This window comes from Streptomyces sp. NPDC017936 (assembly GCF_044328485.1).
Taxonomy (GTDB): Bacteria; Actinomycetota; Actinomycetes; order Streptomycetales; family Streptomycetaceae; genus Streptomyces.
The window spans coordinates 40,522-53,686 of the sequence record NZ_JBIRHK010000005.1; the positions used below are offsets into that span (position 1 = coordinate 40,522).

Genomic DNA, 13,165 nt, shown 5'->3' on the forward strand with positions numbered 1-13,165 from the left:
CCGGTGCGGGGGACGCGCCCGCGGGGCGGTCGGGAGGACGAGGTCAGGAAGCCGTGGGCGTCCAGTCGCCCAGCCAGTCCGCGACCTCCTGGCCGGCGGCCTGGGCGTCGGTCAGCTGGGGCCGGTCGGCGCTCGCGCTGCCGGATCCGGCGCCGGTGTTCTTGTACTCGGCGAACCGGTCGTCCTTCCAGGAGAAGCCGCTCATGTCGGTCCACGGCGTGGTCCTGACGGCGGCGCTCAGGGAGGTGTTCCGCACGGTGGTCTGCGGGTCGAGGCTCGCGTCACCACCGGCGTGCCACGGCCGGCCGAGGTAGAAGGACCGGTCGGAGACGTCCCCGTTCACGGTCGAGTTGGCGATCAGGATCCCCTTGCGGCCGGCGGCGGTGCTGGGCGCGGTGACGTAGCCCGCGGAGGTCCCGTTGAACCGCTTCTTCAGCGTGATGACCGACTTGTCGATCACCGCGGTGGCCCGCCCGAAGATGAAGTCGACGTTGCCGATGACGTACGAGTTGGTCATGTAGACGCGGCCGAGCTTGTCCTTGGACGCGGTGTCGACGAGCAGGGTGTCCTGGTCGCCGCTGACGATGACGCCGTCGAGGAACACCTTGTCGGCGGCGGTGCGCAGGGCGACCGCCTGCTGGGCGATGTCCTGGTGGGCGGCCTCGTCGAAGTCGTTGGAGATGGTCAGGTTGCGGGCCTGGAAGTCGTCCGCCTCGACGGCGACGGTGGCGCTGCCGCCGGTGCCGTACGTCCCCGAACCGTCGGGCTTCTGCGTGCCGGACGCGTTGTTGTAGACGATCACCGTGTCCTTGCGGCTGCCACCGGTGCCCTGGATGGTGACGTGCGGCTTGTTGCTCGGCACCTTGACCAGCTCGCGGTAGGTGCCCGGCTTGACGGAGACGACCACCCGGGACGGGTTGTTCGCCGGCACGGCGTTCACGGCGGCCTGCACGGTGCGGTACTGCCCGCTGCCGTCCTGCGCGACGGTGAGGGTGGTGGCGGCCGCCGCCTTGGTGGTCGCCGTGGCCGTCGTGGCGGCCGTCGTGGCCGCCGTCGTGCCGAGGGTGCTGCGCGGCCCGGCGCCCGACTTCAGGAGCGCGGGCACGTCGGCCGTCTTGTCGAGGGTGTAGCCGTAGTACGTCTTCGGGTCGAAGGCGGTCCCGCCGCTCTCGTTGCGCCCGGTCGTCCCGGAGAAGGTGTTGCCCTTCTGCACGACGGTCGCCGTGCTGTCCTTGATGACCGGGTTGTTGACGCCCTGGAAGTAGGAGTTCTCCAGGACCATCTTCGTCCTGCCGCGCGAGTAGTTGCCGTACGAGGACGTGACGGTGGTGCCCGCCACGTCCTCCAGGAAGTTGTTGTAGAGGTGCGCGTGGGCGGCGTTGTCCGTGGACGGGTTGCGCTGCTCGGTCTCGCGGATCCAGTTGTGGTGGATCGTGATGTCGGTGACGACGTTCTCGGTCCAGCCGATGCCGAAGGCCTTGTTGTCGTCGCTCAGCTTGTTCCAGGAGACGGTCACGTACGTGCTGTCCTTGCGGACGTCGATCAGTCCGTCCGCCATGTGCCGCAGGTCGTTGTGGTCGATCCAGACGTGGTGCGCCCCGTCCATCTGGATGCCGTCGAAGTCGTGGTCCTTGTCGTTCCAGACGCCCTGGTACGCGTCCCGGATCGTCAGGTTCCGGATGATCACGTTGTGGACGCCCTGGCCGAGGAAGAAGCCGCCGCCCACGATGTGCCCCGAGGTGCCGGAGCCGATGATCGTCTTGTCGGACTGGACCTTGATCTCCTTGCCGACCGGGTTCATGGTGATCGTCCCGGCGACGACGATGACGTACGGCTCGGCCGCGGTCGCGTACTTCTCGAGGTCCGCGAGCGTCTTCACGGTGACGGTCTTGCCGTCCCGGCCGCCGTACGTCCCGTTCTGGCCCAGCGCGTCGACCGAGGCGAAGCCGTCCGCCGTCGCGGTCGCCCACGCGGGGGCGGCGGCGGGGGCGGCGGACGCGTTCTCCTGGGCGCCGAGCCCGAAGACGGACCCGTACGCCAGCGTGCCGGCCGCCGTCAGGGTCAGCGGCACCCCGAGCGCGAGCGTCCTCCCGCGCCTGCGGTGGCGGGGCCTGCCGGTGTCTGTGTCGCGGTGCGCACTCATACGACCTTCCGTTCCTGTGGGGGACTGGGACCGCTGGTGGGTCGCCGCCCGGGACGGAAAGGTTGCCGCGGCAGGAAGGGCGGGGAGCCGCCCGGCCGAAGGACGCGGTGTCACACGGCCGGCGTCTCCGGCGGCGGCGTCGGAGCCCCCGGCAGACGGACGGTCGCCACCGTGCCGCCGCCCTGGGCGCGGGCCAGGGTGACGTCGCCGCCGGCCTGGCGGACCGTGCGGGCGACGATGGACAGACCGAGCCCCGAGCCGGGGAGGGCCCGCGCGCTCGGGGAACGCCAGAAGCGGTCGAAGACGTGCGGGAGTTCGTCCTCGGGGATGCCCGGACCGTGGTCGCGGACGGTCAGGACGCCGCCGGCCAGTCGCACGTCGACCGTGCCGCCCTCGGGGCTGAACTTCACCGCGTTGTCGAGGACGTTGACCACCGCGCGTTCCAGGGCAGCCGGTTCGGCCCGGGTGTACCAGGGTTCCAGGGACGAGGTGATGGTCAGCTCGGGGCCGCGCAGCCGGGCCCGGCCCAGCGCCGCCTCGACCGTGTCCCCCAGCGACACCACCTGGACGCGTTCGCCGCGCTGGCCTTCCGAGCGGGACAGCTCCTGGAGGTCGCCGATCAGCGACGCCAGCTCCGTCATCTGCGCCTTCACGGAGGCGAGGAGCGCCTTGCGGTCGGCGGCGGGGATCGGACGGCCCGTCTCCTCGCTGCGGGTGAGGAGTTCGACGTTCGTGCGCAACGACGTCAGGGGCGTGCGGAGTTCGTGTCCCGCGTCCGCGATCAGCTGCTGCTGCAGCTCGTGCGAGCTGGCCAGGGCCGAGGTCATCGAGTTGAAGGAACGGGAGAGCCGGGCGACCTCGTCCTCGCTGTCGTCCTCGACCGGGATGCGGATGCTCAGGTCCTCGGTGCGGGCGACGTGCTCGACCGCCTCCGTGAGCCTGTCGACGGGCCGCAGCCCGGCACGGGCGACCGCGAGACCGGCGGCCCCGGCGCCGAGGACCCCGACGCCGGAGACGAGGAGGAGGATGAGGGCGAGGTCGTTGAGGGTGGACTGGGTGCTCTTGAGGGGGAGCGCGATCTGGAGGGCGGTGTCCGGGTACAGCCGCGGCGGGCCGCCCATGGTGACGAGCAGGGGCGTGGTCAGCACGCGTACGGCGTTGCCCTCCGCGTCGGTGCCGTTGCGGATGATCCCGTCGTGCAGGACGTCGTCGTCGCTGTTCGCGTCCTCGATCACCTTCTTGTCGGCGCCGGTGACCTCGACGGTGCCCGTCGAGTTCGAGGAGACACAGGGCGTGCCGTCCGCCTTGACCAGCTGGACGTAGGTGCTCTGCGTCCGCAGGCCGCCGAAGTCGTTCCGGTCGTTCTGGGGCGCCTGGTCGGTGGGGGCGGCCTCGGGGCAGGTCACGAGGAGGTCCTCGACCTCGTCGAACCGCTGCGGCTGCGACATCTTGTTCAGGTCCTCGTTGACCTGCTGGTACAGCTTCCCCTGCACGATGAACCAGCACGTCACGGAGACCGCCGCCACCGCGAACGCCACGGCCGCGGCGACGAGCATCGACAGCCGGGCCCGAATGGGAAGGGTCCGGAGCCGCCGTACGAGCCTGTTCACTCCGCTCCGCCCTGCCGCAGCACGTATCCCACGCCCCGCACGGTGTGCACGAGGCGCGGCTCGCCGCCCGCCTCCGTCTTGCGGCGCAGGTACATCACGTACACGTCCAGCGAGTTGGAGCTCGGCTCGAAGTCGAAGCCCCACACCGCCTTCAGGATCTGCTCGCGGGTGAGGACCTGGCGCGGGTGCGCCATGAACATCTCCAGGAGCGTGAACTCCGTCCGGGTCAGCTCCACCGGCCGGCCGGCCCGGGTGACCTCGCGCGTCGCCAGGTCCATGCGCAGGTCGGCGAAGACGAGGGCCTCGTCCTCCTCCGCGGCGGCCGCGCCGGCCGCCGCCGCGTACGAGCTGCGCCGCAGCAGCGCCCGCACGCGGGCGAACAGCTCGTCCAGTTCGAAGGGCTTGACCAGGTAGTCGTCGGCGCCCGCGTCGAGGCCGGTGACCCGGTCGCCGACGGTGTCGCGGGCGGTCAGCATGAGGATGGGTGTGGTGTCGCCGGCCCCGCGGATACGGCGGGCGGCGGTGAGCCCGTCCATGCGGGGCATCTGGATGTCCAGCACGACCAGGTCGGGGCGGTAGGCGGTCGCCTTCTCCAGGGCGTCGGCGCCGTCGACGGCGACCTCCGTGTCGTAGCCCTCGAAGGCGAGGCTGCGCTGGAGTGCTTCGCGCACCGCCGGCTCGTCGTCGACGATCAGGATGCGGTGGGGGTCACGGTCGCCTTCGGCGGAGCTCATGGGCGTCGGTTCCTCGGGTGCGGGGGACGGCGGGAGGCCGCGGGTGCTGAACGCTTTCAGCGTCGCATGCTTCCCGGCCTGCGGGTGAGGGCGGAGGGCCGGGCTCAGCCGTGCATCGTGGCGAGCCGGTTCAGCGGCACCTTGCGGCGGTGCGGGCGGGCGGCCGTGGTGCGCAGGCCCATCATCTGCGGGGCCGCGACCTCCGGGGCCCGCGGGGCCGCCTGCGGCACGGGCGCGTGCAGCTCGTACGCCACGTCGAGGGCCAGGCCGAGGTCGGCCGCGCCGACGCCGTTCACCGGGTGCGAAACCTGCTTGATCATGACGTTCTCCCTGCTCGTCGGGTGGAGGTTCAGCTGTCGGAGCCGCCGGCCCGCAGCGCGGTCAGGTCGGCCTTGACGGTGTTGACCGGGATGGCGAAGCCGAGGCCGACGCTGCCGGCGTCGGAGGAGGTGGCGTCCGCGGCGGAGTACATCGCGGAGTTGATGCCGATGATGTTGCCGCTCGCGTCGATCAGCGCGCCGCCGGAGTTGCCGGGGTTGAGGGACGCGTCCGTCTGGATCGCCTTGTACGTCGTGGTCGACGAGCCGGTGTCGCCGTTGAACTGCTGCCCGCCGAACTCGAAGGGCCAGCCGCCGCCCTGCTGCTGCCGCTGCTGCCCCTGGCTCTCGTCGGTGGAGACGGTCACGTCCCGGTTCAGGGCGGAGACGATGCCGCTGGTCACGGTGCCGGTGAGGCCCTCGGGGGAGCCGATCGCGACGACCGTGTCACCGACCTGGACGTCGTCGGAGTCGCCGAGGGTGGCCGCCTTCAGGCCGGAGGCGTCCTCCAGCTTGATCAGCGCGAGGTCCTTCTTGCTGTCGGTGCCGAGGACCTGGGCGGTGTACTCCTTGCCGTCGCTGGTCTTGACCTTGACCGCGGAGGCGCCGGAGATCACGTGGTTGTTGGTGACGATCTCGCCGTCGCCGGTGATGATCACACCGGAGCCGGTGGAGGACCCGCTGCCGAGGGTGGCGTTGACCTCGACGACGCTCGGGCTGACCGCGGAGGCGATCGCGGCGACGTCGCCGGCCTTGCCGGCCGCCACCACGCTGGTGCTGGTGGCCGTGGCGGCCACCTCGTCCTTGCCGGTCAGCTCCTGGATGCCGTAGGCCGTGCCGCCGCCGATGGCCGCGGCGACGATCGCCACGGCGGCGAGCAGCGCGAACGGACCCCGGGCGCGCTTCTTCGGAGCCGGAGCCGCGTCCGCAGCCGCATCCGCGGCCGGGGCGTGCGGCGCGGGCCCGGCCGTCACGGGGGTGAGCAGAGCGGTCCCGCCGCCGCTGCCGTCCCCGGCGGCGGCGTACGCCTGCGACGGCCGGGCGTGCGCCGGCGCCTGCCACGCGGCCGCCGGCTCCGCGGCCGTCGGCTCGCCGGGCTGCGGCGCCGGCCGGTACCCGGGCGGGGGCGGCCACTCCGGGTTCACGGGGGCGGAGACGTGCTGCGGGGCGCCCTGGTACGGGTCCGCGGGGTTCTCGTACGCGTCGTGATCGCCGCTGCGGCGGAAGCTCTCGGTCATGCCATCGAGCTTCGCGCCCGACCATGAGAGCTCCCTGAGTGCTCCCTGAGAACCCCGGCAGAACCTCGTGGGTCCCGGATGAAGCGGTTCCCGGATCGGCCCGGAGCCTCTCGGACGCCCCTCACGGAGCCGTCCCACGCAGCCGTCTCACGCAGCCGTCCCACGCAGCCGCTCCCGCAGACGGCGAGGCCCGGGGAGAAGGCACGGGCTCGCGGTCGGGCCGGCTCCTACGGGCAGCCGCAGGACCGCCGCACCACCAGCCGCGACGGGAACGTCTTCAGCCGTTCACGGCGTGATCCCGCGACGCGCAGCCCGTCGTCCAGGACGAGGTCGACGGCCGCGCGGGCCATCGTCGAACGGTCGGACGCGACCGTCGTCAGGGGCGGGTCGGCGAGGGCCGCCTCCTTGATGTCGTCGAAGCCCGCCACGCCCAGTTCGCCGGGCACGTCGATGCGCAGCTCGCGCGCGGCCCGCAGCAGACCGATCGCCTGGTCGTCCGTGGAGCAGAAGACGGCGGGCGGCCGGTCCGGCCCCGACAGCAGCTCCAGGGCGATCCGGTAGGCGTCGTAGCGGTTGTACGGCGCCTCGAACAGCCGGCCCTCGGTGCTGATCCCGGCCTCGTCCATGGCGCGCCGCCAGCCCTCGACGTGGTCGGAGACGGGGTCGCCGACGGACGGCGTCTCGGCGGTGCCGCCGAGACAGGCGACGTACTCGTAGCCGTGCTCCAGCAGGTGCCGTACGGCGAGCTGGGCGCCGCCCAGGTCGTCGGTGACGACGGCGACGTCGTCGATGGCCTCGGGCCGCTCGTGCAGCAGGACGACCCGGGCGTCCCAGGCGTCGATCTCGGCGGCGGCCAGGTCGTTGAGGGCGTGGCTGACGAGGATCAGCCCCGACACCCGCATCCCGAGGAAGGCGCGCAGGTAGTGCACCTCGCGCTCGGCCACGTAGTCGGTGTTGCCGACGAGCACCATCTTCCCGCGCTCGGAGGCGGCCTGCTCGACCGCGTGCGCCATCTCGCCGAAGAAGGGCTGGCGGGCGTCCGGGATGATCAGGCCTATGAGGTCCGTGCGCCGGGACGCCATCGCCTGGGCGACCCGGTCGGGCCGGTACCCCAGCTCCTTGATGGCGGCGAGGACACGCTCGCGCGTGGCCGGGGCGACCGGCCGGGGTCCGTTGTTGATGACATAGCTGACGACGGCAGTGGAAGTCCCTGCCAGCCGTGCCACGTCGTCCCGAGTCACCTTGGCCACGCGCGGAGTCTACGCGGATGGACCCGCCGTGGGCAGGGCGTACGCCGGTTCCCTGTGCGCGGCCCGTGCCCTCGCCGAGCGGGTGCCGGAGGGTACCGGCGGGTACTACGCCTCCGCCGCGACCTCGTCGGCGCCCACGGGGGCCACGTTGTCCGCATCGTCCGTCTTTGCCCGGTCCGCCGCGCCCTTGGCCTCGTCGGCGGCGCGGTCGATCTTCTCGGGGGTAACGAATCGGTAACCGACGTTCCGGACGGTGCCGATCAGCGACTCGTGCTCGGGTCCGAGCTTGGCGCGCAGCCGCCGTACGTGGACGTCGACCGTCCGGGTGCCGCCGAAGTAGTCGTAGCCCCAGACCTCCTGGAGCAGCTGGGCGCGCGTGAAGACCCGGCCCGGGTGCTGCGCCAGGTACTTCAGCAGCTCGAACTCCTTGAAGGTCAGGTCGAGGACCCGGCCCTTGAGCTTCGCGGAGTAGGTGGCCTCGTCGACGGACAGGTCGCCGTTGCGGATCTCCATGGGGGAGTCGTCGTTGACGATCTGCTGGCGGCCCATGGCGAGCCGCAGCCGCGCCTCGACCTCGGCCGGGCCGGCGGTGTCGAGCAGGACGTCGTCGATGCCCCAGTCGGCGGTGACGGCGGCCAGACCGCCCTCGGTCACCACGAGGACGAGCGGACAGCCCGGGCCGGTGGAGCGCAGCAGCTGGCACAGGCTGCGCACCTGCGGCAGGTCACGGCGGCCGTCGATCAGGATGACGTCGGCGCCCGGGGTGTCGACGAGCGCGGGTCCCTCCGCGGGGGCCACGCGCACGTTGTGCAGCAGCAGGCCGAGGGCGGGGAGCACCTCCGTCGACGGCTGGAGGGCGTTGGTCAGGAGCAGCAGAGAACTCATACGTCTGGTTCCTCCTCGGTCCCTGCGAGGACGTGGGCGGTGCGGAACTGCTCTGCGATCCCGAAGGCCCCGTACACCTGCGGTTTCCCGCTTCGTATACAACGCTTCCGAAAGCACAAAAGGACCCGGGGGCAACGCTGCCCGAGTCCTCTGCCCAGCAGAATAGCTCACATGAGCAACAGCCCGGCAGGTCAAGCGGCGCGATCCACCGATCGTCCGGATGCCGAGACGAGCAGACGCGCACCTATCCGGACGTTTCTGCGCACAGTCGACGGGATTCCCGTCGATTCCGTATACGAACCGGCACGGGTCGTATACGACGCCTCCGCGCCACCCTCCCGTGACCTGGTGTTCGTCGTCGCCCACGGCTTCACGGGGGACGCGGACCGCCCGCACGTGCGCCGGGTGGCGTCCGCGCTCGGGCGGCACGGAGCCGTCGTCACCTTCTCCTTCCGGGGCCACGGCCGCTCCGGCGGACGCTCCACGGTCGGCGACCGGGAGGTCCTCGACCTGGCGGCCGCGGTGGGCTGGGCCCGCGGTCTGGGGCACGCGCGCGTGGTCACCGTCGGCTTCTCCATGGGCGGCTCGGTGGTGCTGCGGCACGCGGCCCTGCACCCGGGCACGGTCGACGCGGTGGTCTCGGTCAGCGCGCCGGCCCGCTGGTACTACCGGGGCACGGCCCCCATGCGCCGCCTGCACTGGCTGGTCACCCGCCCCGAGGGCCGTCTGGTGGGCCGCTACGGCTTCCGCACCCGCATCCACCACCGTGACTGGGACCCGGTCCCCCTCTCCCCGGTGCAGGCGGTCCCGCGGACGGCCCCGACGCCGTTGCTGATCGTCCACGGCGACCGGGACGGCTACTTCCCCCTCGACCACCCCCGGATGCTGGCCGAGGCCGCCGGCGACCGCGGCGACCTCTGGCTGGAGCACGGCATGGGCCACGCCGAGCACGCCGTCACCGAGGGCCTGCTGGCCCGCATCGGGGACTGGGCGGTCTCCCGGGCGGGCTAGCCTGACCCTGTTGACCGTCGATGGACTGACTGAGGAACCAGATGGCAAAGGGCACGGTGCGCTACTGGGCGGCCGCCAAGGCCGCGGCGGGCGTCGCCGAGGAGCCGTACGACGCGGCCACGCTCGCCGACGCGCTGGAGAGCGCGCGGCAGCGGCACCCCGGTGAACTCGTGCGTGTGCTGCAGCGGTGCTCGTTCCTCGTCGACGGCGACCCCGTGGGCACCCGCGCACATGAGACGGTACGGCTGGCCGACGGCGGCACGGTCGAGGTGCTCCCGCCGTTCGCAGGAGGGTGAGGATGACCGACCAGCCCCATGGCCGGGGACAGGGCCAGGGACAGCAGCAGGGGTACGAGGGCTACGACCCGTACCGGCAGCCGCAGCAGCCGCAGGCGTGGCCCGGGCAGCACCAGCAGGGGTACGACGACCCGCAGGCGCACCTCCAGTACACGCAGGAGTGGCAGGGCCAGACCTGGGAGACCGGCGTCCAGCCGCCCGTCCCCGCCGTGGACGCGGCCGAGACCGCGTACCTGCCGCCGCAGACGGGCGACGCCCCGGTGTACGGCGGCCCGCAGCCGGGCGGCTCCCTGCCCCCGCACGGCCCCGCCCAGGCGCCCGGGGCCTGGCGGCAGCAGGCGCCGCACGGGCAGCAGCACACGCCGTACGGGCAGCAGCAGGCCGCCCACGGGGAGCGGCAGGAGACGTACGGACAGCAGGCGCCGTACGGGCAGCAGGCACCGTACGGGCAGCGGCCTGCCTCCCCCGGCGGGCGGCAGGAGGCGTACGGACAGCGGCAGGAGGCGTACGGACAGGAGCAGTCGTACGGAGGGCAGCAGGCGTCCTACGCTTCCGCTTCCCCCGCCCCCGAGCCGGCGCCCGCCGCCCCTGTCCCCGCCCCCGCCCCCGACTCCCGGTCGGACGGCGCCGAGGGCGCCGGACCCGCCTACGGCCCCGCCACCCTCGCCGGCAACGCCCGGATCACCGACGCCCAGCGGGCCCGTCTGGAGGGCCGTTCGCCGGTCATCGAGCCCGGGATGCAGCCCGCCGCGCTCACCGCGCTCCTCGGACTGCTCCTGTCCGGCGCGGCGGCCGTCGGCACGTACGCCCTGCTCGTCCCGCTCGTCGTCCTCCAGGCCGTCACCGCGGCGGGCTGGTTCCGGCTGAACGGCATGTGGCCGGCCCGGCAGGGCATCGCCCTGGCCTTCCTGGGCGCGCTGGTCTCCGACGCGGCGCTCCTCGTGGCGGGCCGCGCCCACGCACCCGCCGCCATCCTCGGCACCCTCGGCGTCTGGGTCCTGCTCTGCCTCGTCCTCCAGCTGCGCTCGCACGCGGACCCGGACGAGCGGATGTACGGCCTGATGGCGACCGTCGCCTCGGCCGCGCTGGCCATCGTCGCCACCGGCCACCTGGGGGCCGACCCGGACGCGGTGACGGTCGGCGCCGCCGCCGTCGCGGTCGCCGTCCTGGCCCGTGCGCTGCCGCTGCCGACCCCGGCGTCGGTGGTGGTCTCCCTGCTCGCGGCCGCGGGCGCCGGCATCGCGGTCGGCGGGATGACCGGCCTGGGCGCCCGGGGCGCGTTCCTCGGCGCGGGCGCGGCGGTCTGCGCGCTGATCGGCCACCGGGTCGCCGGCTACGACTACCCGTCCCGCTTCGTCCACTTCACGGCGGGCGTGGCCCTGCCGCTGGCGGCCGCGGCCCCGGCGGTGTACGTGCTGGGACGGGCGCTGGGCTGAGCGACGGGCGCCGCCGGCCCGCGGCGCCCCCTCTGTCACAGGTGATCGACAAATTCCGGACCCCCCTCCACGCGGCGTTACCGTGAGCCTCTACCGACTGTCGGACCCCCGGGGGAACACCGCATGCGTGCGCTTCGAATACTGCTGGTCGTCGTCGTGGTCCTGGGCGGCCTGTTCGTGCTCGCGGACCGCCTCGCCGTGAACTTCGCCGAGGACGAGGTCGCGGACAGGCTGCGGACGACCGAGAACCTCGCGGCCACCCCGGACGTGTCCATCAAGGGCTTCCCCTTCCTCACCCAGGTCGTCGGCGGCGAGCTGGACGACGTGGAGGTCGGCATCCAGGACTACGAGGCCGCGGGCGCGGAGGGCCGGAAGATCCGCATCGACGACCTCGAGGCGCACATGAAGGGCGTCGAGTTCTCCGGCGACTACAGCTCGGCCACCGCCTCCAGCGCCACCGGCACCGCGTCCATCAGCTACGCGGAGCTGCTGAAGACCGCCGCGTCGGAGCCGACCGAGATCGGCCCGGCCACCGCGCGGGTCACCGGCCTCGCCGACGGCGGCAACGGCAAGATCAAGGTCACCGTCGAGGTGTCCGCCCTCGGCATGAAGCAGACCGTCCCGGTCCTCAGCACGGTCACCGTCGAGGGCGACACGGTCCGGGTGCACGCCGACACGCTGCCCAGCTTCGGCGGGGTGCAGGCCGCCGAGGACCAGGTCCGCGGCATCACCGACTTCGAGCAGAAGATCGACGACCTGCCCGGCGGCATCCAGCTCGACAAGGTCGAGACGGGGCAGAACGGCGTGAACATCTCGGTGAAGGGTTCCGACGTCCGTCTGGCCGGGTAGGGCTGGACACGGCCGGACAGGACCGTGAGGACGTGGCCGGACACGGCCGGACGGCGCGGGGCGCGGGCCGGACGGGGCCCGGCCGGGCTTTCGGCCGCGCGGACGAGCGGCAGCCGTCCGACAGGCGAGACGTCCGTGTCCGTACCGCAGATGTGAGCGCCCGGGCGTCTGCCCGCGACGCGCGCGGAGGCACCCGGACGCCGACGCTCGTACCGCTATGCGGACGATCGCGTCTCATCATGCGACACGCCGGTGACACGTGCGCCTGTCCCTCCCTACGATCGACCGCATGAAGCGACAGGCGGACCTCACGAAGCGGCGGGCAGTAGACCTGTGCCGCGTCGCCGCCATGCTCTGTCGCCCCTTCTGAGCGGAAGCGCCGCCGGCCTTCCGCGCCTCCCGGCGCCCTCACCGAGGGCACCCGTGCGCCGGCCGCCGGCGAGACCCGGTCGCGCACCCCTTCTTCTTGCACACGCCGCCGTAACTGCCCCGGAGGAGAACGAGCATGAGCCGCAGCGACGTCCTGGTCGACGCCGACTGGCTTCAGGACCACCTGGACGACGAGAACATCGCCATCGTCGAGGTGGACGAGGACACGTCCGCCTACGAGAAGAACCACATCAAGAACGCGATCCGGATCGACTGGACCAAGGACCTCCAGGACCCGGTCCGCCGCGACTTCATCGACCAGGAGGGCTTCGAGAAGCTCCTGTCGTCGAAGGGCATCGCCAACGACAACCTGGTGATCCTCTACGGCGGCAACAACAACTGGTTCGCGTCCTACGCGTACTGGTACTTCAAGCTGTACGGCCACGAGAACGTCAAGCTGCTCGACGGCGGTCGCAAGAAGTGGGAGCTGGACGCCCGCGAGCTGGTCGACGGCACCGAGGTGCCCGAGCGCCCGGTCACCGAGTACAAGGCCAAGGCGCAGGACACGTCCATCCGCGCCTTCCGCGACGACGTCGTCGCCGCGATCGGCTCGCAGAACCTCGTCGACGTCCGTTCGCCCGACGAGTTCACCGGCAAGCTGCTCGCCCCGGCCCACCTGCCGCAGGAGCAGTCGCAGCGTCCGGGCCACGTCCCGAGCGCCCGCAACATCCCGTGGTCGAAGAACGCCAACGACGACGGCACCTTCAAGTCGGACGAGGAGCTCAAGGAGCTCTACGCCGCCGAGCAGGTCGACCTGGCGAAGGACACCATCGCCTACTGCCGCATCGGTGAGCGCTCGGCCCTGACCTGGTTCGTGCTGCACGAGCTGCTGGGCGTGGAGAACGTCAAGAACTACGACGGCTCCTGGACCGAGTACGGCTCCCTCGTCGGCGTGCCGATCGAGCTCGGCCCCGCCAAGTAACCCCGACCGACCGACCTTCTGGTCAGACCCCCTCTGGAGAATCAC

13 protein-coding genes are annotated in these 13,165 nt (G+C 72.4%); 6 read left to right on the plus strand and 7 right to left on the minus strand.

From position 1 onward, the window contains the following. Window positions 1-43: 43 nt before the first annotated feature. The 7 genes from ACH4F6_RS11960 to ACH4F6_RS11990 all read right to left on the minus strand — a co-directional run bounded on the left by ACH4F6_RS11960 (window position 44) and on the right by ACH4F6_RS11990 (window position 8,177). Window positions 44-2,143 (minus strand): pectinesterase family protein, encoded by a 2,100-nt coding sequence (locus tag ACH4F6_RS11960; protein WP_397959888.1) that lies wholly within the window; start codon window positions 2,141-2,143, stop codon window positions 44-46. A 110-nt stretch (window positions 2,144-2,253) separates the two neighbouring features. Beyond that, window positions 2,254-3,753, minus strand: a complete 1,500-nt coding sequence (locus tag ACH4F6_RS11965) for a sensor histidine kinase (protein WP_397959890.1) — start codon at window positions 3,751-3,753, stop codon at window positions 2,254-2,256. Then, complete coding sequence (locus tag ACH4F6_RS11970; RefSeq protein WP_397959891.1) at window positions 3,750-4,487, minus strand: response regulator transcription factor; 738 nt, start codon at window positions 4,485-4,487, stop codon at window positions 3,750-3,752. The genes ACH4F6_RS11965 and ACH4F6_RS11970 overlap by 4 nt, the downstream gene beginning before the upstream one ends. A 104-nt stretch (window positions 4,488-4,591) precedes the next feature. Beyond that, on the minus strand, window positions 4,592-4,807 hold the full coding sequence (locus tag ACH4F6_RS11975; RefSeq protein ID WP_397959892.1) for a hypothetical protein: 216 nt from the start codon (window positions 4,805-4,807) through the stop codon (window positions 4,592-4,594). A 29-nt stretch (window positions 4,808-4,836) separates the two neighbouring features. After that, complete coding sequence (locus ACH4F6_RS11980; RefSeq protein ID WP_397959893.1) at window positions 4,837-6,042, minus strand: S1C family serine protease; 1,206 nt, start codon at window positions 6,040-6,042, stop codon at window positions 4,837-4,839. Between the two features lie 227 nt (window positions 6,043-6,269). Beyond that, complete coding sequence (locus ACH4F6_RS11985; protein WP_397959894.1) at window positions 6,270-7,292, minus strand: LacI family DNA-binding transcriptional regulator; 1,023 nt, start codon at window positions 7,290-7,292, stop codon at window positions 6,270-6,272. 105 nt (window positions 7,293-7,397) lie between these two features. Then, on the minus strand, window positions 7,398-8,177 hold the full coding sequence (locus tag ACH4F6_RS11990; protein WP_397959895.1) for a winged-helix domain-containing protein: 780 nt from the start codon (window positions 8,175-8,177) through the stop codon (window positions 7,398-7,400). Window positions 8,178-8,348: 171 nt separating this feature from the next. On the opposite strand from ACH4F6_RS11990, the gene ACH4F6_RS11995 reads away from it, so the two are divergent. The 6 genes from ACH4F6_RS11995 (at window position 8,349) to ACH4F6_RS12020 (ending at window position 13,120) form a co-directional block, all read left to right on the plus strand. Beyond that, window positions 8,349-9,188: an alpha/beta hydrolase gene (locus tag ACH4F6_RS11995; protein ID WP_397959896.1), complete on the plus strand. Its 840-nt coding sequence runs from the start codon at window positions 8,349-8,351 to the stop codon at window positions 9,186-9,188. Window positions 9,189-9,229: 41 nt separating this feature from the next. Beyond that, on the plus strand, window positions 9,230-9,484 hold the full coding sequence (locus ACH4F6_RS12000; protein WP_397959897.1) for a MoaD/ThiS family protein: 255 nt from the start codon (window positions 9,230-9,232) through the stop codon (window positions 9,482-9,484). A 2-nt stretch (window positions 9,485-9,486) separates the two neighbouring features. Next, window positions 9,487-10,920 (plus strand): hypothetical protein, encoded by a 1,434-nt coding sequence (locus tag ACH4F6_RS12005; protein ID WP_397959898.1) that lies wholly within the window; start codon window positions 9,487-9,489, stop codon window positions 10,918-10,920. Window positions 10,921-11,043: 123 nt separating this feature from the next. Continuing rightward, window positions 11,044-11,769 (plus strand): DUF2993 domain-containing protein, encoded by a 726-nt coding sequence (locus tag ACH4F6_RS12010; protein WP_397959899.1) that lies wholly within the window; start codon window positions 11,044-11,046, stop codon window positions 11,767-11,769. 289 nt (window positions 11,770-12,058) lie between these two features. Beyond that, on the plus strand, window positions 12,059-12,139 hold the full coding sequence (locus ACH4F6_RS12015) for an Ms5788A family Cys-rich leader peptide (protein WP_350751515.1): 81 nt from the start codon (window positions 12,059-12,061) through the stop codon (window positions 12,137-12,139). Window positions 12,140-12,274: 135 nt separating this feature from the next. After that, on the plus strand, window positions 12,275-13,120 hold the full coding sequence (locus tag ACH4F6_RS12020) for a sulfurtransferase (RefSeq protein WP_397959900.1): 846 nt from the start codon (window positions 12,275-12,277) through the stop codon (window positions 13,118-13,120). Window positions 13,121-13,165 lie beyond the last annotated feature (45 nt).

Coding starts and splice junctions, on each gene's coding strand:
- ACH4F6_RS11960 (WP_397959888.1), bottom strand. CDS start 2,143: ATGAGTGCGCACCGCGACACAGACACCGGCAGGCCCCGCCACCGCAGG.
- ACH4F6_RS11970 (WP_397959891.1), bottom strand. CDS start 4,487: ATGAGCTCCGCCGAAGGCGACCGTGACCCCCACCGCATCCTGATCGTC.
- ACH4F6_RS11975 (WP_397959892.1), bottom strand. CDS start 4,807: ATGATCAAGCAGGTTTCGCACCCGGTGAACGGCGTCGGCGCGGCCGAC.
- ACH4F6_RS11980 (WP_397959893.1), bottom strand. CDS start 6,042: ATGACCGAGAGCTTCCGCCGCAGCGGCGATCACGACGCGTACGAGAAC.
- ACH4F6_RS11990 (WP_397959895.1), bottom strand. CDS start 8,177: ATGAGTTCTCTGCTGCTCCTGACCAACGCCCTCCAGCCGTCGACGGAG.
- ACH4F6_RS11995 (WP_397959896.1), top strand. CDS start 8,349: ATGAGCAACAGCCCGGCAGGTCAAGCGGCGCGATCCACCGATCGTCCG.
- ACH4F6_RS12000 (WP_397959897.1), top strand. CDS start 9,230: ATGGCAAAGGGCACGGTGCGCTACTGGGCGGCCGCCAAGGCCGCGGCG.
- ACH4F6_RS12005 (WP_397959898.1), top strand. CDS start 9,487: ATGACCGACCAGCCCCATGGCCGGGGACAGGGCCAGGGACAGCAGCAG.
- ACH4F6_RS12010 (WP_397959899.1), top strand. CDS start 11,044: ATGCGTGCGCTTCGAATACTGCTGGTCGTCGTCGTGGTCCTGGGCGGC.
- ACH4F6_RS12015 (WP_350751515.1), top strand. CDS start 12,059: ATGAAGCGACAGGCGGACCTCACGAAGCGGCGGGCAGTAGACCTGTGC.
- ACH4F6_RS12020 (WP_397959900.1), top strand. CDS start 12,275: ATGAGCCGCAGCGACGTCCTGGTCGACGCCGACTGGCTTCAGGACCAC.